The sequence below is a fragment of the Geodermatophilus sp. SYSU D00079 genome, from assembly GCF_054050635.1.
The window spans coordinates 260,936-279,607 of sequence record NZ_JBJGZS010000002.1 but is presented as its reverse complement, the minus strand read 5'-3'; the positions used below and the strand labels follow the sequence as shown (position 1 = coordinate 279,607).

Below are 18,672 nucleotides of genomic sequence, written 5' to 3'. Positions count from 1 at the left end.
CCCGAGGAGTGCGGGATGCCGGTGTGGACGGTGCAGATGGCGAGCGGCGCGGACGAGACCGTGGAGGCGGAGCTGCTGACGACCGACGGCGGGGCCCTGGTCGCGCTGTCCGGGGAGGGGCTGCTGCTGAGGGCCTGGGCACCGGGCCAGTGGCGGACGGTCCAGCACAGCGCCGACGTGCACCGGCACACGCCGGCGCCCCGGGGCGGCGACGTCCCGGTCGGCCTGCCGCGCCGCTGAGGCCGCGCCGGCCCCGGCGGAGGGCGGCCCCACGGTCGTGACCGTGGGACCGCCGTCGCCTTCGCGGGAGCCGCGCCCTCAGGCCGCCCGCCGCGCCGCCACCAGGTCGAGGGCGATGTCGACGATCATGTCCTCCTGCCCGCCCACCAGCCGGCGGCGGCCGACCTCCAGCAGGATCGCCCGCACGTCGATGCCGTACTGCTTCGACGCCGCCTCGGCGTGCCGCAGGAAGCTGGAGTAGACCCCGGCGTAGCCCAGGGTGAGGGTCTCCCGGTCGACCTGCACGGGCCGGTCCTGCAGCGGCCGGACGAGGTCGTCGGCGGCGTCCTGCAGGGCGAACAGGTCGCAGCCGTGCTCCCACTCCTGCAGGTCGGCCACCGCGATGAACGGCTCGATCGGGCAGTTGCCCGCACCGGCGCCGTGCCCGGCCAGGGAGGCGTCCACCCGGGTGACACCCTCCTCCACCGCGACCACGGAGTTGGCCACCGCCAGGGAGAGGTTCTGGTGGGCGTGGATGCCCAGCTGGGTGCCGGGGTCGAGCACGTCGCGGTAGGCGCGGATCCGCTCCCGGACGCCGTCCATGGTCAGCCGGCCGCCGGAATCGGTGACGTAGACGCAGTGCGCGCCGTAGGACTCCATGAGCTTGGCCTGCCGCGCGAGCTCGGCGGCCGGGGCCATGTGGCTGAGCATGAGGAAGCCCGACACGTCCATGCCGATCTCGCGGGCGGTGGCGATGTGCTGGGCGGCGACGTCGGCCTCGGTGCAGTGCGTGGCGATCCGGATCGACCGGACCCCGAGGGAGTAGGCGTGCTCGAGCTCGGCGATGGTGCCGATGCCGGGCAGCAGCAGGGTGGTCAGCACGGCGCGCCGGCAGTGCTCGGCGGCGGCCTCGATCCACTCCCAGTCGGTGTTCGAGCCGGGGCCGTAGTTGAGGCTGCCGCCGGCCAGCCCGTCGCCGTGGGCGACCTCGATCGCGTCCACGCCCGCGGCGTCGAGGGCGGCGACGATGCGGCCGACGTCGGCGGGGCTGATGCGGTGCCGGACGGCGTGCATGCCGTCCCGCAGGGTGACGTCCTGGACGTAGAGCCGGGGCGGGTTCGGAGCGTTCATGCGGTCACCTGCGCGGGGGTGCGGGTCGCGAGACGCTCGCCGACCCGCAGGGCCGCCGAGGTCATGATGTCGAGGTTGCCGGCGTAGGCCGGCAGGTAGTGCGCGGCGCCCTCGACCTCGAGGAACACCGTCACCTTCGTCGTCACCGGAGGCGCGCCCTCGGGCAGCAGGGTGTGCACCGGCTCCCCGTCGGGGACCGGGGTGAACTGCACCTCCTGCTTGAGCCGGTAACCGGGCACGTACTCGGCCACCGTCTTGGCCATCTCCGCCACCGACGCGCGGATGGCGTCGTGGTCGGCGTCGCCGATCAGGCAGAACACCGTGTCCCGCATGATCAGCGGCGGCTCGGCCGGGTTGAGCACGATGACGGCCTTGCCGCGACCGGCCCCACCCACGGCCTCGATGGCCTGCGCGGTGGTCTCGGTGAACTCGTCGATGTTGGCCCGCGTCCCCGGCCCGGCCGACTTCGACGCGATGGAGGCGACGATCTCCGCGTACGGCACCGGGGTCACCGCCGCCACTGCGGCCACCATCGGGATGGTGGCCTGCCCGCCGCAGGTCACCATGTTCACGTTCATCGCGTCCTCGGCCAGGTGCGCATCGAGGTTCACCGGCGGCACCACGTACGGGCCGATCGCCGCCGGGGTCAGGTCGACCAGCCTCTTCCCGTACGGCGCCAGCTTCGCCGCGTTGGCGACGTGCGCCTTGGCCGAGGTGGCGTCGAAGACGATCCCGATGTCGTCGAAGCCGTCCATCGCGATGAGCCCGTCGACGCCGTCGGACGTGGTGGGCACCTTCATCCGCCGCGCCCGGGCGAGGCCGTCGGAGTCGGGGTCGATGCCGACCATCGCCCCCATCTCCAGCACGTCGGAGTGCCGGATCACCTTGATCATCAGGTCGGTGCCGATGTTGCCCGACCCGATGATCGCCACCTTCGTCGTCACTGCTCCCCCTCGCGCGCGAACGTCGCCGTCACGGTGCCCAGCGTGCTGATCTCGGCGGTCACCACCGACCCGGGCGGGGTGGCCACCATCGGGCCCAGCGCCCCGGAGAGCACCACCTGGCCCGCGCGCAGCGGGTCGCCGACCTCCACCGCGGTGCGCGCCAGCCAGGCCAGGGCGTTGAGCGGGTCGCCCAGGCAGGCCGCGCCGGTGCCCTCCGAGACGACCTCCCCGTCGAGGGTCATCCGCATGCCCACCGCGACCGGCTCGAACTCCTCGAGCGACACCCGCTCCCGGGCCAGCACGAACAGCCCGCTGGAGGCGTTGTCGGCCACGGTGTCACCGAAGGTGATGTCCCAGCCGGCGACCCGGCTGTCGACGATCTCCAGGGCGGCGGTGGCGTAGGCGACCGCACCACGCACCTGGTCGGCGTCCAGCGGACCCTCGTCGAGGTCGGCGCCCAGGACGAAGGCGATCTCCGCCTCCGTCCTGGGCTGCAGCAGCCGGCCGGGGGGCACCGCGGCGAGGGCCGAGACGTCCATGTCGTCGAACAGGACGCCGAAGTCGGGACGGTCCACGCCGAGCTGGCGCTGGACCGCGGGCGAGGTGAGCCCGATCTTGCGGCCCACGACGCGGGCACCGGAGGCCAGCCGGCGCTGGGTGAGCCGCTGCTGGACCGCGTACGCCAGCTCGACGTCGTCGGTGCCGATCAGGTCGCGCACCGGCCGGCACGGGACGCCGGTGCGCGCGGCGACCTCCAGCCGCTCGGCGGCCTCGGCGACGGCCGCCCGGTGGGTGCGCGCCACGTCGGGTGGGGTGGTTGCCTGTGTCATCACTGTCCTCGGTACGAGCCGGTGGGACCCCGACCATGACGCCCGCACGCGCCGGGGCCTATCCGGTCGTTCCGGTCCGTGGACCGCCGGCGCCGCTCGGCCCCGCGCCCGGACCCCGGCCCCGGATCCGACGGCGACTTCCGGCACGCGGAAGGCGGGGGTGACCGTCCCGGACCCCACCGGTCCACTGGACGGGACGCATCGCCGCACGCCCTTGTGGCCCACGCCACTGTGTGTTCCCGTCGTCCGTAGCGATCGCTGCAGGAACCACGACGCCCGTCCGCGGAAGGACCCCCATGACCGCATCCCGTACCCCTGGCTCCCGGCGTCAGATGCCCGCGGCCGCGGTGCAGCGCGCCGTCGCCGCGCTCGCCGAGGGCCGCATGGTGGTCGTGGTCGACGACGCCGACCGGGAGAACGAGGGCGACCTCGTCGCGGCGGCCGAGCTGGTCACCGAGGAGCAGATGGCGTTCCTCGTGCGGCACAGCACGGGCATCGTGTGCGCCCCCATGCCCGCCGCGCGCGCCGACGAGCTGCGGCTCCCGGCGATGGTCACCGACAACACCGACGCCCACGGCACCGCGTTCACCGTCACGGTGGACTCGGTGCACACCGGCACGGGGGTCTCCGCCGCCGACCGCACGCGCACCTTCCGGGCCCTGGCCGACCCCGCCACCGGCCCGGCCGAGCTGCGCCGGCCCGGCCACGTCTTCCCGCTGCGGGCCCGCGCGGGCGGCGTCCTGGTGCGGGCCGGCCACACCGAGGCCACCGTCGACCTGCTCACGATGGCCGGGCTGTCCGGCGTCGGCGTCATCGGCGAGATCACCGCCGACGACGGCACCATGCGCAGCGGCGCCGACCTGCGCGCCTTCGCCGAGGAGCACGACCTCGTCGTCCTCGACATCGCCGACCTGGTCCGTCACCGGCGGGCCACCGAGCAGCTCGTGGAGATGGTGGCGACCGCGTCGATGCCGACCGAGTTCGGCACCTTCCGCGCCGTCGCCTACCGCAGCGTCCTCGACGGCACCGAGCACCTCGCCCTCGTCATGGGGGACGTCGCGGCGGCGGGCCAGAGCGAGCGCGGCGCACTGGTGCGGGTGCACAGCGAGTGCCTCACCGGCGACATCCTCGGCTCGCTGCGCTGCGACTGCGGCGCGCAGCTGGAGCAGGCGCTGGCCGAGATCGCCGCCGAGGGCGCCGGCGCGGTGGTCTACCTGCGCGGCCACGAGGGGCGGGGCATCGGTCTCGGCCACAAGATCCGCGCCTACGCCCTCCAGGAGGCCGGCCTGGACACCGTCGACGCCAACACCGTCCAGGGCCTGCCGGTGGACTCCCGCAGCTACGGCGTCGGCGCGCAGATCCTCGGCGACCTCGGCGTCCGGCGGCTGCGGCTGATCACCAACAACCCGGCCAAGTACGGCGGGCTCGACGGCTACGGCCTCGACATCGTCGGCCGGGTCGCGCTGCCGGTGGTCGAGACGCCCCACAACGTCCGGTACCTGCGCACCAAGCGCGACCGCATGGGTCACGACTACACGGGCACCGGGGACGCCGTCCTCGGCTGACCGCGGCGGCGGTCGGGTCACCGACGGCCCGCGCGCGGGATGATCGTGCTCGGGCCGGTCCGCACGGGACCGGGGACGCCGAACGGGGAGTACATGCCGAGGAAGACCGATCGCCGGCACCGCCAGGGCGAGGAGTCACGCCGGCGGATCCTCGAGGCCACCCTGGCCATCGCGGCCGAACGCGGGTACGACGGCACCAGCCTCGGCCTGGTCACCGAGCGCGCCGGGCTGCCCGCCAGCTCGATCTACTGGCACTTCGGCAGCAAGGACGAGCTGCTGGCCGAGGCCCTGGAGTTCAGCTACCGCCAGTGGCGGGCGTCGATGCCGCCGCTGCGGAGCACCGAGGGGCCGGCCGACCTGCGCGAGCGGCTGCGCTCCCGGGTGCACGCGGGGGCCCAGGCGCTCGCCGCCTCGCCGGAGTTCTGGCGGCTCGGGCTGATGCTCTCCCTGGAGGAGCGGGTCGCCGAGCCCGCCGCCCGCCGGCGTTTCCTCGAGGTGCGCCGCGAGACCCGCGAACTCAACGTGCGCGCGTGGGAGGCGCTGCTGCCGGCCGAGGCGCTCGCGGCCGACCCGCGGCTACCCGCCCGCCTGGTCCGCTTCCTGCTGGCCGCCATGGACGGCATGTTCATCGCGCTGCGCGCCGACCCGAGCTGGGACCGGGACGCGATCGTCGACGTGCTCGCGAGCGGGGTGCACGCCGCGGTCACCCGCGCCCTGCCGGTGCCGGCGTGACCCGCCCCCCGCGCTCGGCGCAGGCCGAGGGGTCCCGCGAGCGGATCCTCGCCGCGGCGGCCGCGATCGCCGCCGAGGCCGGCTACGAAGGCACCACGATCTCCAAGGTCACCCAGCGCTCCGGCCTGCCGGTCAGCTCGGTCTACTGGTTCTTCAAGGACAAGGACGAGCTGCTCGCCGAGGTGGTCGCGCACAGCTTCGAGCAGTGGATGGCCGGCCAGCCGGACTGGTCGCCGTCCACCCCGGGCGACACCCTGCCCGACCGGCTGCGGTACATGCTGGACCGCTCCGTGCGCAGCCTGGCCGACGCGCCGGACTTCCTCCGCATCGGTCAGATGATCACGCTGGAGAACCGGGCGACCGAGCCGGCCGCCCGCACCCGCTACCTGCGGATCCGGGTCGAGGTGGAGGGGAGCATCACCGCCTGGTTCAGCGACGGGCTCGGCGACGACGTGCGGGCCCGCCACCCCGAGTTGGCGCGCACGCTGGCCCGGTTCCTCATCGCCACCACCGACGGCTACTTCCTGGCGACACAGATCGACGAGCCGTGGGACCCCGCCGAGCTGGTCGACCTGCTCGTCGGCACGGTGGCGGCGGTGGTCACGGAGGCGGCCGCGGACGGCTGCTGACCCGGCGCCGCCGGCGCGGTCACAGCGGGGCGAACCGGCCGAACCCGCCCTGGAAGAACAGCAGCGGCGGAACCGGGTTGACCACGTCGAGGTCCCGCACCCGGCCCATCACGAGGTGGTGGTCACCGGCGTCGGTGACCGACTCGACGGTGCAGTCCACCCAGGCGACGACGCCGGCCAGGACCGGAGCGCCGGACGGGGACGGCGTCCAGGCGACACCCGGGAAGCCGTCGGCGCCCTTGGTCGCGAAGGCCCGGCACAGGTCGTCCTGGTCGTGCGCCAGCACGTTGACACAGAACGACGAGGCGGTGCGCAGCCGCGCGAAGCGCGCGGACCCTCGGGTGGGCAGGAACGCGACCAGCGGCGGGTCCAGCGACACGGAGGCGAACGAGCCGACGACCATGCCGACCGGCTCCCCGGCCGCGTCGATCGCGGTGACGAGCACGACACCGGTCGGGTGGTGCCCGAGGGTCGTCCGGAAGCGCGCCGGGTCGACGTCCTGGATCAGCGTCATGCCCCGAGTCTCGGCACCGCGGAGCCGCCGGGCACGGGGCGCGTGCCGCTGTCCGGGACGGCGCTCAGGAGGCGGCCGGCCGCGCGGCCGCGTACGGCAGCCGCTCGGGGCTCCACACCCCGCCGGGGGCGGTGACCTCGTCCAGCTCGGCCACGACGGCGGGGTCGAGCTGCCAGCTGCAGCCGGCGACGTTGGACCGCAGCTGCTCGACGCTGCTGACCCCGGCGATGACCGAGGTGACGCCGGGGCGGCCGGCCAGCCAGGCCAGGGCCAGCTCGCTGAGCGGGCGGCCCAACCGGTCGGCGACGCCGCGCAGCCGGTCGAGGGCCGTGTGGTTGGCCGGGGTGTCCATCGTGTCGACGATGCCGCTGCCCGCCGCGCCGCGGGTGCCGGCCGGGCGCGGGGCACCGAGGCGGTACTTGCCACTGAGGAACCCGCCGGCCAGCGGGTGGTAGGGCAGCACGCCGACGCCGGTGCGCTGCGCGTAGGGCAGCACCTCGGCCTCCAGCCCGCGGGCGAGCAGGTGGTAGTAGTCCTGCACGGTGGCGAAGGTCCGGCGGCCGCGGGCACCGGCCAGGTGGGCGGCATCGCTGAGCCGCCACGCGCTGGCGTTGCAGATCCCCAGGGCCCGCACCTTGCCCTCGCGCACCAGGTCGTCGAGGACGTCGACGAGTTCGGCGGTGTCCACCCCGTCGCGGGGGGCGTGCAGCTGGTAGAGGTCGATGCGGTCGGTGCCCAGGCGGCGCAGGCTGGCCTCGGCCGACCGGCGGACGTGGGCGGCGACCGAGGCGCCCTCGAGCTGCCGCAGGTTGAACTTGGTCGCGATGACCATCCGGTCGCGGCGGGTGCCGAGCGCCTGGCCGACCAGGCTCTCCGACTGCCCCTGGCCGTACACGTCGGCGGTGTCGACGAGGTCCACGCCGAGGTCGAGCGCGGCGGCCAGGACCTCGCGGGTGCCGGCTGCGTCGAGCCGGGGCGGGCCGAAGACGTTGCCGCCCAGCCCGCACACCGACACCGTGATGTTGCTGGTGCCCAGCCGCCGGCGGGGCAGGGTGGCGATCGTGCTCGTCATGGGCTCCTCCTCGGTCTGCCGTGCCCCCGCATCCGAGGCCAGACGGGCGGCCGTGGCCATCACGGCGTTCCACTCCGCGGCACGGCGGCCCACCGGGCGTCGGCCGACGCGCAGGTCAGCCGCGGGCCGGAGAAGCGGAACCCGATCGAGTGCCGGATGACCCTTCCGTTCTCTGTACCGATCACTACAGTGAGGGCGTCTCCGGTGATCGCGATCACAGCGATCACCCACCGGTCCCGGTACCCCCGACAGAAGGGCTCCGCCATGACCCTCACCGCCGAGGTCGCCTCCCCCGCCGCCCCGCCGTCCCCCGTCGGGCCCGGGCCCGGCGGCACCGACCGCGCCGGAGCACCCACGTCGGTGAGCAAGGCCCTGCAGCTGCTCGACGCCTTCCGGCTGGCCGGGCCGAGCCTGGGGGTCAGCGAGCTGGCCCGCCGGGCCGGCGTCCCGAAGTCGACCGCGTTCCGGCTGCTGGCCTACCTGGAGCAGGGTGGCTACGTGGAGCGCACCGGCACCGACTACCGCCTCGGCTGGCGGCTGTTCGAGCTGGGCAACCGGGTGCACCACTGCCGGCCCCGCGGGCTGCGCGACCTCGCCCTGCCCTACCTCAGCGAGCTGTACGTGAGCACCGGCAACGTGGTGCACCTGGGCGTCCTGGAGGGCGTCGACGTGGTGTACCTGGAGAAGATCCACGGTCTCCGCGCCGTCCAGACCCCCACCTCCGTCGGCAGCCGCATGCCGGCCGCCTGCGTGGGCCTGGGCAAGGCGGTGCTCGCCTACCGGGACCCCGACACCGTCCGCCGCGTGGTCTCCGCCGGCCTCGAGCGCCGGACCCCGTACTCCATCGCCGAGCCCGGCCGCTTCCTCCACGAGCTCGGCCGGGTGCGGACCACCGGCATCGCCTTCGACCGCGAGGAGGCCGCGCTGGGGCTGACCTGCGTCGCGGCGCCGATCCTCGTCGACGGGCGGGCCGTGGCCGCCATCTCGGTGTCCGGCTCGACCACCCGCTTCAACCCGAGCGTCAACGCCGCGCACGTCCGTCGCGCCGCGGCCCGGATCGCCGCCGAGTACACCGCCGCCCAGGCCGCCTGAGCCGCCCCAGCACGCCAACCGCCCAGGAGGGCCGGGTCCGCACCTGCGGGCCCGGCCCTCCTCGCGTGCGCGGGGTGGTCCGTGCACACCCCCGGGACGCCGCTGCGGAGCCGGCCGGGGCCGTGCTCCGCAGCGGGGTCATCTCGGGTGGACCGGGTCGGCTCAGACGTCGGGCTCGTTGGGGTCGGTCTTCTTGTGGCCCCAGTAGCTCGGGACGTCGTACCGGGACGGCGTCCAGGTGGCGTCGTCGATGAGCTTGCCGCCGTAGCCGTACTCGACCTGGAAGCCCGAGGGCGTCTTCACGTAGAACGACAGCATCTCGTCGTTGGAGTGCTTGCCGAAGGTCGAGGCGATGGGCGCCGCCCCGGCCTGCACCTCGTCCCACGCCCGCCCGACGATGTCGAGCTCGTCGACCTCGAACATGAGGTGCCCGACGCCCTGCGGCAGGAACGGGATCGGCGCCCACGCGAACGAGTGGTGCCGCGGGTTGGCGTGGGTGAAGGTGCCGTACGTGTCCGGGCCGAAGTCGATGTAGTCGCTCAGCTTGAAGCCCAGGACGTCCAGGTACAGCTTCGTGTAGGCGTCGTTGTCGTGGACCATCTGGAACGCGTGGCCCAGGCCGCCCGTGCCGGTGACGAAGCGCGCCCCGGTCGGCGAGACGAAGCGCTCCTTGTCCTTCTTGAGGCCGTAGAACAGCTCCAGCCGCAGCCCCTCCGGGTCGTCGAAGGAGACGATCCCGCTGACCTGCCGCTCCCGGGCCAGCGTGGCGTCGCCGCGCTTGACCGCGAAGCCGTGCTCCTCCAGCGAGGCGGCCAGCTCCTCGAGTTCCTCCGGGCCCTTGACCTCCCAGCCGAGCACGGTGACCGCGTCGGCGTCGCCGCGGCGCACGTCGACCCGGTAGGCCTTGTCGTCCATCCGCAGGAGCAGGCGCTCCTCGGTGGCGACGACGGCCTGCAGGCCGAGCAGGTCGCAGGCGAACTCCTTCCACGCGCCGAGGTCACGCGCCTCGACGATCGCGTATCCCAAGCCGACGACTTCGGCCATGGCGTTCCCTCCGGGATCTCTTCGGGTGATGTGGGGTGGGTCCGGCACGGATGCTCCGCAGGTCCCCGGGAGGGGTCCAGGAACGCGTGCCGGGGAGTGGGATGGGCGGTCAGCGGTTCAGGACGAAGTCCCGGACGAGCCGGTTGAACTCGGTGGCGTGCTCGAGTTGGGCCCAGTGGCCGCAGCGGTTGAGCAGCACCAGCCGCGCGTCCGGGATGAGCGCGACCAGCTTCAGGGAGTGCTCGTAGTGCACGACCCGGTCGTCGCGGCCGTGGAAGAGCAGCGCGGGGATGCGGACCCGGACCAGCGCCGCGGGGTCGACCCAGGGGCGCGGGCCGCCCATGCCGGCGATGAAGTTGGCCAGGTGGTCCGGCCGCGACCGGGCCGCCTCGGAGCGCTGGGCGACCAGCTCGTCGCTGGCGAACGCGGGGTCGAAGGTCATGATGTCGACCAGCTCGCGCATGACCTCCGGCGAGGGGTCGCGGTAGCCCTTCTGCAGGATCTTCAGGCCCTCGGTGGGGCCGTCACCGGGCTGGAACAGCACCGGGCCCGGTGAGCCGGCGCCCATGGTGATCAGGTGGGACATGCGGTCGGGGTGCTCGGTCGCGAAGCGCAGGGTGGTGGCGCCGCCCATCGAGTTGCCGACGAAGGCCGCCTTCTCGATGCCCAGGGCGTCCAGCAGGTGCAGGGCGGCGGTCACGTGGTCGCGCTCGTCCGCGGTGACGGCGTCGGACTGGCCCCAGCCGGGCATGTCCGCGGCGATCACGCGGAAGTCGTCGGCAAGCGCCTTCATGTTGGGCCCGAAGTTGCTCCAGCCGGTCGCGCCCGGGCCGCTGCCGTGCAGCATGAGGATCGGGTGGCCCTCGCCGGCCTCGTTGTAGTGGATCTTGCCGCTGGGCGTCTGCACCGTGCGGCTCGTGGCCTCCGCCGTCAGGTCCTGGGGCACGTCGGTCTCCTCGTCTCGTGGGGTGCTGTCGGTGCCTGCAGCGTGGCCGCCGCCGCCGGACGACGGAACGAAGCGGTGCCACGCTGCGGAACGCCCACCCCGGACGGGCGGCCGGGCGGGGCCCCGCGACGGGCTGTCGGGCAGAGCCCGGGACGGCGGTCAGGCGGGCTCTGGGACGCGGTCCTCGCGCTGGTCGTCGAGGCGGGCCAGCCGCAGCCGGCCGCGCCACCGCGCGAGGACGGCGAAGGCCACCAGGAGCAGCACGCCGGCGCCCACGACGGTCGGGCGGGGGCCCACGAGGTCGGCGACCCAGCCCTGCAGCAGCGCGCCCACCGGGGTGGTGCCGGTGAAGACCATGATCCGCAGCGCGAGCACCCGACCCCGGACGGCGTCGTCGACCATCATCTGCACCGAGGTGTTGACCGCCGAGATGACGGCGAGGAACGCCCCGCCGACCACGACGAGGGCGACGAGCGCCACCGGGAAGGTGGGGGCCAGCCCGAAGGCGACGACGGCCAGGCCGTAGGCCAGCAGCCCCCACCGCACGGTGCCCGCGGCGGTGCTCCGCCGTCCTCCCGAGATCAGCGGCGCGGCCAGCACCGCCCCCACGCCGAAGGCGACGTTGAGCAGGCCGAGGCCGACCGGGCCCACCCCCAGCTCGTCCTCGGCGAAGACGACGGTGAACTGGAAGACCGGGTTGCCCAGCACCGCTACGACCACCGTGACGAGGAAGCCGACGAGGATGCCCGGCTGCCCGCGGGTGTAGCGGATCGCGGCGCGGAAGGCGCGCAGCACCGGCTCGCGCGGTGGCCGCGGCCCCGCCCGCCGCGCCGGCCGGACGACGGCCAGCGCGGTGAGCACGAAGGTGAACGACAGCCCGTTGAGCAGGAACGCCCACGCCGGCCCGAAGGCGGCCAGCAGCACGCCGGCGATCCCCGGCCCCAGCGAGCGCGCCGCGTTGAACTGCAGGGAGTTGAGCGTGACGGCCGAGACGAGGTCCTCGCGGGGCACCAGGTCGTTCACGAACGACTGCCAGCTGGGCATGTTGACCCCGACCAGCGAGCCGGCCACGGCCAGCAGGGCGAGCACGAGCACCGGGTCGCGCAGGCCGCCGGCCCAGGCGCCCCACAGCAGCAGCGCGGCCATCGCCATGCAGCTCTGGGTCACCAGCAGCACCCGCCGCCGGTCGTGCCGGTCGGCCAGCGCCCCGCCGAGCGGGCCCAGTAGCAGGCCGGGGGCGAACTGCGCGACCGAGGCCAGCCCGACCCAGAAGGCGCTGCCGGTCAGCTGGTACAGCACATAGGGGACAGTGAGGTTGGACAGCCAGCCGCCGGTGTTGGACACCAGCGCCCCGCACCAGAAGATCGCGTAGTCGCGGTGGCGGAAGGCACGCAGGGCGTGCCGCAGCCCGCGCGGCGCCGGCGGCACGGGCGGGGGCTCGACCGGCGGACCGGTGCGCGCGAGGGTCAGCGCGGCGTCGTCGCCCTCCCCCGCCCCGGCCGGGGGCTCGACCGCCCCGGCCGAGGGCTCCGCCGCGTCCCCGTCGACGCGCTCGCCGGAGACCCGGGTCACCGGGGACCGGGCGCGGTCGTCAGCGGGGCACCGGCGGCGCGAGTCGCCGGCGGCGGATCGGGGACGGGGCCGGCGCCGGGGGCGGGATCGGGGGCCGGACCCACCGGCGTCCGCAGCTGGACGACGGCGATGACCAGGCCCAGGACGAGCATCCCGGTGAGGACGCCGAGGGCCGCGACGAAGCCGCCGGTGAGGTCGGCGAACTGGCCGGCGGTGAGGGCGCTCCCCTGGCCGGCGAAGAACAGGTCGGCGGTGGCCGCCGAGACGCCGCCGACCACCACAGTCACGGCCACGGCAGTGGACAGCGTCATGCCCCCCGACTGGGCCATCACGCGGATTGCGTTGACCCCCCCGGTGCGCTCCAGGGGGGCGCTGCGCATGAGCATGGTCGAGTTCAGCGGGTGCAGGACGCCGTTGCCCAGGCCGATCAGGCCCAGGGTCACCAGCACCGGCAGCGACGGGCCCCCGACGGCGACCGCCCACACCAGCCCGCCCATCCCGGCCACGCAGACCACGGCCGAGGCGACCACCAGCCGGCGCTCGTCCACCCAGCGGGTGAGCCCGTCGGCGACCAGCGCCCCCACGGTCAGCCCCACGGCCAGCGGGGTCACCTCGATCGCGGCGCGCAGCGCGGTGTCGCCCTGCACCCCCTGGAAGTACAGGCCCATGACGATCACGACGGTCATCCGCGGCATGGCCAGCAGGAACCCGGCGGCCAGGGACAGGGAGAACGACCGGACACGGAACAGCGCCAGGTCGATGGCCGGCCGAGTGGCGCGGCGCTCGACGAGCAGGAAGACCGGGAACAGGACGGCGAACGCGGCGATGCCGCCGACCACGACCGGGTCGGTCCACCCCTCGCGGCTGGCCGTGGACAGGCCCAGCAGCAGGGCGGCCAGCCCGACCAGCACGATGGCGTTGCCGACGACGTCCACCCGCCCGGTGCCGAGCGGGGCGGCCGGGATGGTGCGCAGCAGCCGCCACCCGCCGGCGAGGGCGGCCACGCCGATCGGCACGGTGGCCCAGAACAGCCACCGCCAGCCGAACCACGTCGTCACCAGGCCGCCGAGGCTGGGGCCGGCCACCTGGGCGACGGAGAAGCCGGCGAGGTAGACCCCCATGGCCCGGTTGAGCAGGTGCCGGGGGAAGACCGCGGCGAGGATGGTGACCGCGTTGCACAGCAGCACGGCGGCGGCCACGCCCTGCAGCGCCCGCAGCGCCAGGAACACCTCGGCGGTCGGCGCCGACCCGAGGCCGGCGCTGGCGGCGGTGTAGAGGGCCAGCCCGGCGAGGAACATCCGGCGCCGGTCGACGGAGTCGGCGACCTGGCCCATGACGACCAGCAGCGAGGTGTTGACCAGCATGTAGCCCAGCAAGATCCAGGTGGCCTCCACCGTGCTGGCCTGCAGGTCGTCGACCACCGCGGGCAGGGCGATGGTGAGCATCGTGCCCGACAGCGACATCAGCACCGTCGCCACGAAGACGACCGCGAGCACGGCCCAGGCCGACCGCGGCGCACCGGCCGTGTCCCGTCGACGGCGTCCCCGGCCGACCCTCACGCGTCCCCTCCCGATCTCCCCATCCCCCGTGTACACCGCCTCCGCGGCCGGTCCACGGCCGCGGAGGCGGGTCGCGTCACCAGCCCTGGCGCTCCGGCTCGTGGCCGAAGGTCTTCAGCCCGAAGGCCTGGTACACCGGGTCGGCGACGTTGCAGATGTGCACGAGCCCGGCGTGGCAGTCCCGCCAGAAGCGCTGCATCGGCTGGCTCAGCCGCAGCGAGCCGCCCCCGGAGTGGGCGAAGAGCCGGTCGACGGCGTCGACGGCGCGGCGCACCGCGCGCACCCCGTTGCGGCGCAGTTCCAGGCGGAACTCGTCGCTGAGCGTCTCCCCCCGCTCGACGACGTCCATGACCCGCTTCCAGTCGTCGAGGAAGTGCACCCGGCTGGCGGCGATGTCGGCCGACGCCTCGCCGAGCGCGGAGAGCTGGGCGGGGTCGGTGCTCGTCGCCGCACCGTGGACGGTCTTGCGGTTGCGGGTGTAGTTGACGAAGGCGGCCAGCGCGCCCTCGGCCATGCCGAGGGTCCCGGCGTTGATGGCCGCGGGGAAGATCGAGCCGAACGGGATCGTGTAGAGCGGGTTCTCCCGGCCGACCTCGCGGGCCTGGACGCCGTGGTCGAACTTCTCCAGCAGGCCGACCCGGTACTCGGGCACGAAGGCGCCGTGGACCGACACGTCCTTGGAGCCGGTGCCGCGCAGGCCCACGACGTCCCAGGAGTCGTGGTGGATGGTGTAGTCCTCGCGCGGCAGGACGAAGTGCCGCGGCGTGGGGTTGGCGATGTTCCCGTCCTGGTCGGTGAGCAGGCCGCCGAGGATGATCCAGTCGCAGTTGTCCGTGCCCGAGGAGAACGGCCAGCGGCCGGTGAACTCGAAGCCGCCCTCGACCGGCTTGGCCCGGCCCATCGGCGCGTACGGGGAGGCGATCCAGGTGTCGGGATCCTGGCCCCACAACTCGTCCTGCAGCTTCACCGGGAACTGGCCCAGCTGCCAGGGGTGGACGCCGACGACGCCGGAGACCCAGCCGGCGGCGGGGTTGCGCGCCCCGACGGCCATCACGGCCGCGAAGAACTCGTCGGGGGTGGACTCGAAGCCGCCGTAGTCCTTGGGCTGCAGCATGCGGATCACCCCGGCCTCGCGGAGCTTGTCCGCCGTCTCCGCCGGCAGGCGTCCCTCCTGCTCCGCCTCCGCGGCGTGCGACTCGAGGTAGTCGGCGATCTCCTCGACACGCTCCTGGACCTCGTGCATCTCTCGTCCTCCGATCCGGGTGGTGACGGCCAAGGCGACCGACGCTCCCGATCGTGTCGGCGGTCACTGCGGGGACAAAGGCAGCGGTGCCGCCTGCTGGAACGGGCGGTCCAGGCGCGCGCCGCCGACGCGCAGAGCGTGCGGACCGCACCGCGGGCACGGCGACGGCCGCCCTCCCCGCGCGGGCGGGGAGGGCGGCCGTCGTCGTCCGGGGGGCGGGTCGTGCCGGGCGCGGGCACGGGCTGCTCAGGGAGCGGCGCGCAGGGTGGTGCGCAGGGTGCCCAGCCGCTCGATCGTCACCTCCACCACGTCGCCGTCGGCGAGCAGGACCGGTGGCGTGCGGCCGATGCCGACCCCGGCGGGCGTCCCGGTGGCGATCAGGTCACCGGGTTGCAGCGGCCAGACCGCGCTGATCCGGCTCACCAGCTCGGCGCAGGAGAAGACCATCTCGGCGGTCGTGGACTTCTGCAGCGTGCGCCCGTCGACCGTGGTGGCGATGCCCAGGGCCTGCGGGTCGCCGACCTCGTCGGCGGTCACCAGCCAGGGGCCGCACGGGCTGAAGCCGGGGAAGGACTTCGCCGCCCCCCACTGGCCCATGCGGCGCTGGACGTCGCGCGCGGAGAGGTCGTTGCAGATGGTGTAGCCGGCGATGTGGTCGGCGGCCTGCTCGATCGGGATGTGGGCGCCGACGCGGCCGATGACGACGCCGAGCTCGCCCTCGTAGTCGACGGCGCGTGACTCCGCCGGCAGGACGACGGTCTCGTCCGGGCCGGTGACCGAGGCCGGGTGCAGCAGGAAGAACATCGGCTCGGCCGGTACCGCGGCACCGGTCTCGGCGGCGTGGTCGCGGTAGTTGAGGCCGACGGCGGTCAGCGTCCGGGGCCGGGGCACCGGGGCGGTGAGCCGCACCTCGGCCAGCGGGACGGCGTCCCCCGCGGTGGCGAGCTCCGCCAGCCGGGGGGCCACCTCGTCCCACCGGTCCAGCACCTCGAGCACCGAGGCGAACGGCAGGCGGACGACGGCGCGGTCGTCGGCCGCGAGGACCCCCGGGACGGCGTCGGCCGTCCCGGGGGTCCCCGCGGGCGCGAAGGAGACGAGCTTCACGGCGCCGTCAGGCGTTGGTGACGAAGTCGGCGACCAGCCGGTTGAACTCGGCGGCGTGCTCGATCTGCGCCCAGTGCCCGCACTGGTTGAGCAGCACCAGCCGCGAGTTCCTGATCATCGAGACCAGCCGCAGCGAGTGCTCGAAGTGCACCACGCGGTCGTCGCGGCCGTGGATGAGCAGGGCCGGCGTCGCGATGCCGGCGACCTGCTCGGGGGTGGCCATGGTGCGCACCGGGCCGCCGCCGGCCATGCCGGTGATCCAGTTGGCCAGGTGGTCCGGGCGGGAGGTGGCGGCGTCGGAGCGGACCCGGGCCAGCTCGTCGGTCGCGAACTCCGGCGAGAAGGTCATGATCTCGACCAGCCGCTTGATCGTCGCCGGCGAGGGGTCGTGGTAGCCCTGGGCCAGGACCTTCAGCCCCTCGGTGGGGCCGTCGCCGGCGCCGAAGAGGGTGGGGATGGAGAAGAAGCTGCCCGGCCCCATGGTGATCAGGTGGCTGATCCGCTCGGGGTACCGGGCGGCGAAGGTCAGCGCGGTCATGCCGCCCATCGAGTTGCCGACCAGCGCCGCCTTCTCGATGCCGAGGGCGTCCATGAACTCGAGCACCGCGTTGGGGTGGTCGTAGACGTCCGGCGTCGCGGCGTCGGAGCGGCCCCAGCCGGGGGCGTCCATCGCCAGCACCCGGAAGCCCTCGGACAGCGGGCCGATGTTGGGCCGGAAGTTGCTCCAGCCGGTGGCGCCGGGGCCGCTGCCGTGCAGCAGGACCACCGGGTGGCCCTCGCCGGCCTCGTTGTAGTGGATCTTCCAGCTGCGGGTCTGCACGTAGCGGCTCGTGCCCTCGTCGGTCAACTCGACGGCCATGTCGGCGGCTCCCTGTGGTCTGTGGGGTGGCGTACGTCTCGATCCAACCGACGGCTGCGAGGGTCACAAAGCGCCCCGTGCCGCCCGGCGGGACGCCGGGCGGCACGGGGACGGAGGGACGGCAGACGGCTACGCCACCGGGGCGGTGAGCACCCCCTGGTCGTCCTCGTCCGTGGCGTCGTCCGTGGCGTCGACCTGCTCGTCGACCGGCGGGTAGCGGTACTTGCCGATCCCGAGCACCAGGGCGACCGAGGCGGCCAGCCCGATGCCGAAGGCCAGCAGCGCCGGGTTGTAGGAGCCGGTCGCGTCGTACACCGCGGCGAAGGCGATCGGGCCCACCGAGTAACCCAGGGCCAGCACGGCCATGAAGATGCCGTAGATCTGGCCGAAGAACCGGACGCCCATGTAGCGCGAGGTCATGTAGGAGACCAGGTCGCCCTCACCGCCGAGCGCCGCCCCGACCAGCAGGGCGCCGACCACCGCGAGGCCGAACCCGCCGTTGGCGATGAGCAGGAAGCCCACGATCGGCATCGCGAAGACGAAGCCGGCCACGAGCGGGGCGAAGAAGCGGTCGAGCAGGAACCCGCCGAGCAGCCGGCCGACCAGCGTCGCGATGCCCATGGCCGACACCACGCCGATCACCTGCGAGGTGGTGGCGCCGCGGTCCATCAGGAGGGGGGCCATCTGCACGATCACGCCCGGGATGGCCGAGCCGACCAGGAGCACGACGACGAACAGCTGCCAGAACTGCCGGGTGCGCACGGCCTCGCGCCAGCTCAGCCCCGGCAGGATGCCGCCCTCGTGGCGCACGCCCAGGTCCGGGATCTCCTCGCGGCGCGGCTCACGCAGCAGGGTGGCGGCGACCGGCACCACGACGATGACCAGCAGCACGCCGAGGCCGAGGAAGGTCAGCTGCCAGTCGAAGTTGTCGAGCAGCACGCCGACGTACTGGGGCACCAGGGCGCCGCCGATGGCGCCGCCGGTCCCGATGATGCCCATGGCCAGGCCCCGGCGGCCGTCCAGCCACTGGGAGGCGAGCTTGTAGTACGGCACGCCGTTCTGCGGTGTCGTCGTGACGCCGAGGATGGCCATGAGGACGAACCAGATGCCGATCGACGGTGGCGCGAAGGACAGCACGCTCAGCAGGACGCCGCTGATGAGGGCGCCGGAGATGACCACCTTGCGGAAGCCGTACCTGTCCAGCAGCCCGCCCATGAAGGGCATGACCAGCGCGGCCGTGAGGGCGTAGAGGCTCAGCGCACCGGTGACCGTGGACCGCGACCAGCCGAAGTCCTCGCTGATCGGCGTGATCATGATGCCGAACGGGGCGAGGACCAGCGTGTTGACCGACAGGGTCAACGCGAAGGTGGAGGAGCCGACGACGACCCATGAACGTCGTCGCGCCGCAGTGGAAGCCATGAGTACTCCTGTGGTAGCTGACGCTGCTCCGCGCTCCGGTGGCGGGCGTCAGGCGGGAACCTGGGTGTTCGGGATGGCTGGACGAGCCCGTCACTCCGGCGTCGCGCACCTCCGGGGGTGTCGGGGGGCGCCAGGACACCGCCACGGGAGTGATCTGGACAACACCCGCGTGCCGTTCCGTGGACCGGTCCGCGCTGC

General features: G+C 74.1%; 18 protein-coding genes. 5 read left to right on the top strand and 13 right to left on the bottom strand.

The features are described 5' to 3' along the window. Positions 1-15: 15 nt before the first annotated feature. The gene (locus ACI79E_RS03505; protein ID WP_456931152.1) at positions 16-240 is read left to right on the top strand and encodes a hypothetical protein; all 225 of its coding nucleotides are present in this window, start codon (positions 16-18) and stop codon (positions 238-240) included. A 78-nt stretch (positions 241-318) separates the two neighbouring features. On the opposite strand, the gene dmpG is transcribed toward ACI79E_RS03505, so the two are convergent. From dmpG to ACI79E_RS03490, 3 genes are read right to left on the bottom strand one after another with little or no spacing between them, the layout of a single operon-like run. Then, positions 319-1,350, bottom strand: a complete 1,032-nt coding sequence (gene dmpG / locus ACI79E_RS03500) for a 4-hydroxy-2-oxovalerate aldolase (protein ID WP_456931151.1) — start codon at positions 1,348-1,350, stop codon at positions 319-321. Continuing rightward, on the bottom strand, positions 1,347-2,294 hold the full coding sequence (locus tag ACI79E_RS03495) for an acetaldehyde dehydrogenase (acetylating) (protein WP_456931150.1): 948 nt from the start codon (positions 2,292-2,294) through the stop codon (positions 1,347-1,349). Before ACI79E_RS03495 ends, dmpG begins: the two co-directional genes overlap by 4 nt. Then, the gene (locus ACI79E_RS03490) at positions 2,291-3,124 is read right to left on the bottom strand and encodes a 2-keto-4-pentenoate hydratase (protein WP_456931149.1); all 834 of its coding nucleotides are present in this window, start codon (positions 3,122-3,124) and stop codon (positions 2,291-2,293) included. Before ACI79E_RS03490 ends, ACI79E_RS03495 begins: the two co-directional genes overlap by 4 nt. 296 nt (positions 3,125-3,420) lie before the next feature. Between ACI79E_RS03490 and ACI79E_RS03485 the strand changes: the two genes are divergently transcribed. The 3 genes from ACI79E_RS03485 (at position 3,421) to ACI79E_RS03475 (ending at position 6,050) form a co-directional block, all read left to right on the top strand. Continuing rightward, positions 3,421-4,689 (top strand): bifunctional 3,4-dihydroxy-2-butanone-4-phosphate synthase/GTP cyclohydrolase II, encoded by a 1,269-nt coding sequence (locus ACI79E_RS03485; RefSeq protein WP_456931148.1) that lies wholly within the window; start codon positions 3,421-3,423, stop codon positions 4,687-4,689. Positions 4,690-4,782: 93 nt separating this feature from the next. Then, entirely contained in the window at positions 4,783-5,421 is a 639-nt protein-coding gene (locus ACI79E_RS03480) for a TetR/AcrR family transcriptional regulator (RefSeq protein ID WP_456931147.1), read from the top strand. Beyond that, entirely contained in the window at positions 5,418-6,050 is a 633-nt protein-coding gene (locus tag ACI79E_RS03475; RefSeq protein ID WP_456931146.1) for a TetR/AcrR family transcriptional regulator, read from the top strand. Before ACI79E_RS03480 ends, ACI79E_RS03475 begins: the two co-directional genes overlap by 4 nt. A 19-nt stretch (positions 6,051-6,069) precedes the next feature. Here ACI79E_RS03475 and ACI79E_RS03470 read toward each other — a convergent pair whose 3' ends face one another. Both ACI79E_RS03470 and ACI79E_RS03465 read right to left on the bottom strand, forming a co-directional pair. Further along, the gene (locus ACI79E_RS03470) at positions 6,070-6,564 is read right to left on the bottom strand and encodes a flavin reductase family protein (protein WP_456931145.1); all 495 of its coding nucleotides are present in this window, start codon (positions 6,562-6,564) and stop codon (positions 6,070-6,072) included. A gap of 64 nt (positions 6,565-6,628) precedes the next feature. Further along, complete coding sequence (locus ACI79E_RS03465) at positions 6,629-7,636, bottom strand: aldo/keto reductase (protein ID WP_456931144.1); 1,008 nt, start codon at positions 7,634-7,636, stop codon at positions 6,629-6,631. 264 nt (positions 7,637-7,900) lie between these two features. Between ACI79E_RS03465 and ACI79E_RS03460 the strand changes: the two genes are divergently transcribed. Beyond that, on the top strand, positions 7,901-8,728 hold the full coding sequence (locus ACI79E_RS03460; RefSeq protein ID WP_456931143.1) for an IclR family transcriptional regulator: 828 nt from the start codon (positions 7,901-7,903) through the stop codon (positions 8,726-8,728). Between the two features lie 162 nt (positions 8,729-8,890). On the opposite strand, the gene ACI79E_RS03455 is transcribed toward ACI79E_RS03460, so the two are convergent. From ACI79E_RS03455 to ACI79E_RS03420, 8 genes are all read right to left on the bottom strand, one after another. Next, a complete protein-coding gene (locus ACI79E_RS03455) occupies positions 8,891-9,772 on the bottom strand; it encodes a VOC family protein (RefSeq protein WP_456931142.1) in 882 nt (293 codons plus the stop codon). 109 nt (positions 9,773-9,881) lie between these two features. Continuing rightward, positions 9,882-10,718: an alpha/beta fold hydrolase gene (locus ACI79E_RS03450; RefSeq protein ID WP_456931141.1), complete on the bottom strand. Its 837-nt coding sequence runs from the start codon at positions 10,716-10,718 to the stop codon at positions 9,882-9,884. A 159-nt stretch (positions 10,719-10,877) separates the two neighbouring features. Next, positions 10,878-12,290: an MFS transporter gene (locus ACI79E_RS03445; protein ID WP_456931140.1), complete on the bottom strand. Its 1,413-nt coding sequence runs from the start codon at positions 12,288-12,290 to the stop codon at positions 10,878-10,880. Further along, complete coding sequence (locus ACI79E_RS03440) at positions 12,287-13,786, bottom strand: MFS transporter (protein ID WP_456931139.1); 1,500 nt, start codon at positions 13,784-13,786, stop codon at positions 12,287-12,289. The genes ACI79E_RS03445 and ACI79E_RS03440 overlap by 4 nt, the downstream gene beginning before the upstream one ends. Positions 13,787-13,925: 139 nt before the next feature. Further along, positions 13,926-15,092: an acyl-CoA dehydrogenase family protein gene (locus ACI79E_RS03435; protein ID WP_456931138.1), complete on the bottom strand. Its 1,167-nt coding sequence runs from the start codon at positions 15,090-15,092 to the stop codon at positions 13,926-13,928. A gap of 246 nt (positions 15,093-15,338) precedes the next feature. Beyond that, entirely contained in the window at positions 15,339-16,196 is an 858-nt protein-coding gene (locus tag ACI79E_RS03430; protein ID WP_456931137.1) for a fumarylacetoacetate hydrolase family protein, read from the bottom strand. A gap of 7 nt (positions 16,197-16,203) precedes the next feature. Then, complete coding sequence (locus tag ACI79E_RS03425; RefSeq protein ID WP_456931136.1) at positions 16,204-17,055, bottom strand: alpha/beta fold hydrolase; 852 nt, start codon at positions 17,053-17,055, stop codon at positions 16,204-16,206. 129 nt (positions 17,056-17,184) lie between these two features. Next, complete coding sequence (locus ACI79E_RS03420; RefSeq protein ID WP_456931135.1) at positions 17,185-18,474, bottom strand: MFS transporter; 1,290 nt, start codon at positions 18,472-18,474, stop codon at positions 17,185-17,187. Positions 18,475-18,672: the final 198 nt, after the last annotated feature.

Coding starts and splice junctions, on each gene's coding strand:
- ACI79E_RS03505 (WP_456931152.1), top strand. CDS start 16: ATGCCGGTGTGGACGGTGCAGATGGCGAGCGGCGCGGACGAGACCGTG.
- dmpG (WP_456931151.1), bottom strand. CDS start 1,350: ATGAACGCTCCGAACCCGCCCCGGCTCTACGTCCAGGACGTCACCCTG.
- ACI79E_RS03490 (WP_456931149.1), bottom strand. CDS start 3,124: ATGACACAGGCAACCACCCCACCCGACGTGGCGCGCACCCACCGGGCG.
- ACI79E_RS03485 (WP_456931148.1), top strand. CDS start 3,421: ATGACCGCATCCCGTACCCCTGGCTCCCGGCGTCAGATGCCCGCGGCC.
- ACI79E_RS03480 (WP_456931147.1), top strand. CDS start 4,783: ATGCCGAGGAAGACCGATCGCCGGCACCGCCAGGGCGAGGAGTCACGC.
- ACI79E_RS03470 (WP_456931145.1), bottom strand. CDS start 6,564: ATGACGCTGATCCAGGACGTCGACCCGGCGCGCTTCCGGACGACCCTC.
- ACI79E_RS03465 (WP_456931144.1), bottom strand. CDS start 7,636: ATGACGAGCACGATCGCCACCCTGCCCCGCCGGCGGCTGGGCACCAGC.
- ACI79E_RS03460 (WP_456931143.1), top strand. CDS start 7,901: ATGACCCTCACCGCCGAGGTCGCCTCCCCCGCCGCCCCGCCGTCCCCC.
- ACI79E_RS03455 (WP_456931142.1), bottom strand. CDS start 9,772: ATGGCCGAAGTCGTCGGCTTGGGATACGCGATCGTCGAGGCGCGTGAC.
- ACI79E_RS03435 (WP_456931138.1), bottom strand. CDS start 15,092: ATGCACGAGGTCCAGGAGCGTGTCGAGGAGATCGCCGACTACCTCGAG.
- ACI79E_RS03425 (WP_456931136.1), bottom strand. CDS start 17,055: ATGGCCGTCGAGTTGACCGACGAGGGCACGAGCCGCTACGTGCAGACC.
- ACI79E_RS03420 (WP_456931135.1), bottom strand. CDS start 18,474: ATGGCTTCCACTGCGGCGCGACGACGTTCATGGGTCGTCGTCGGCTCC.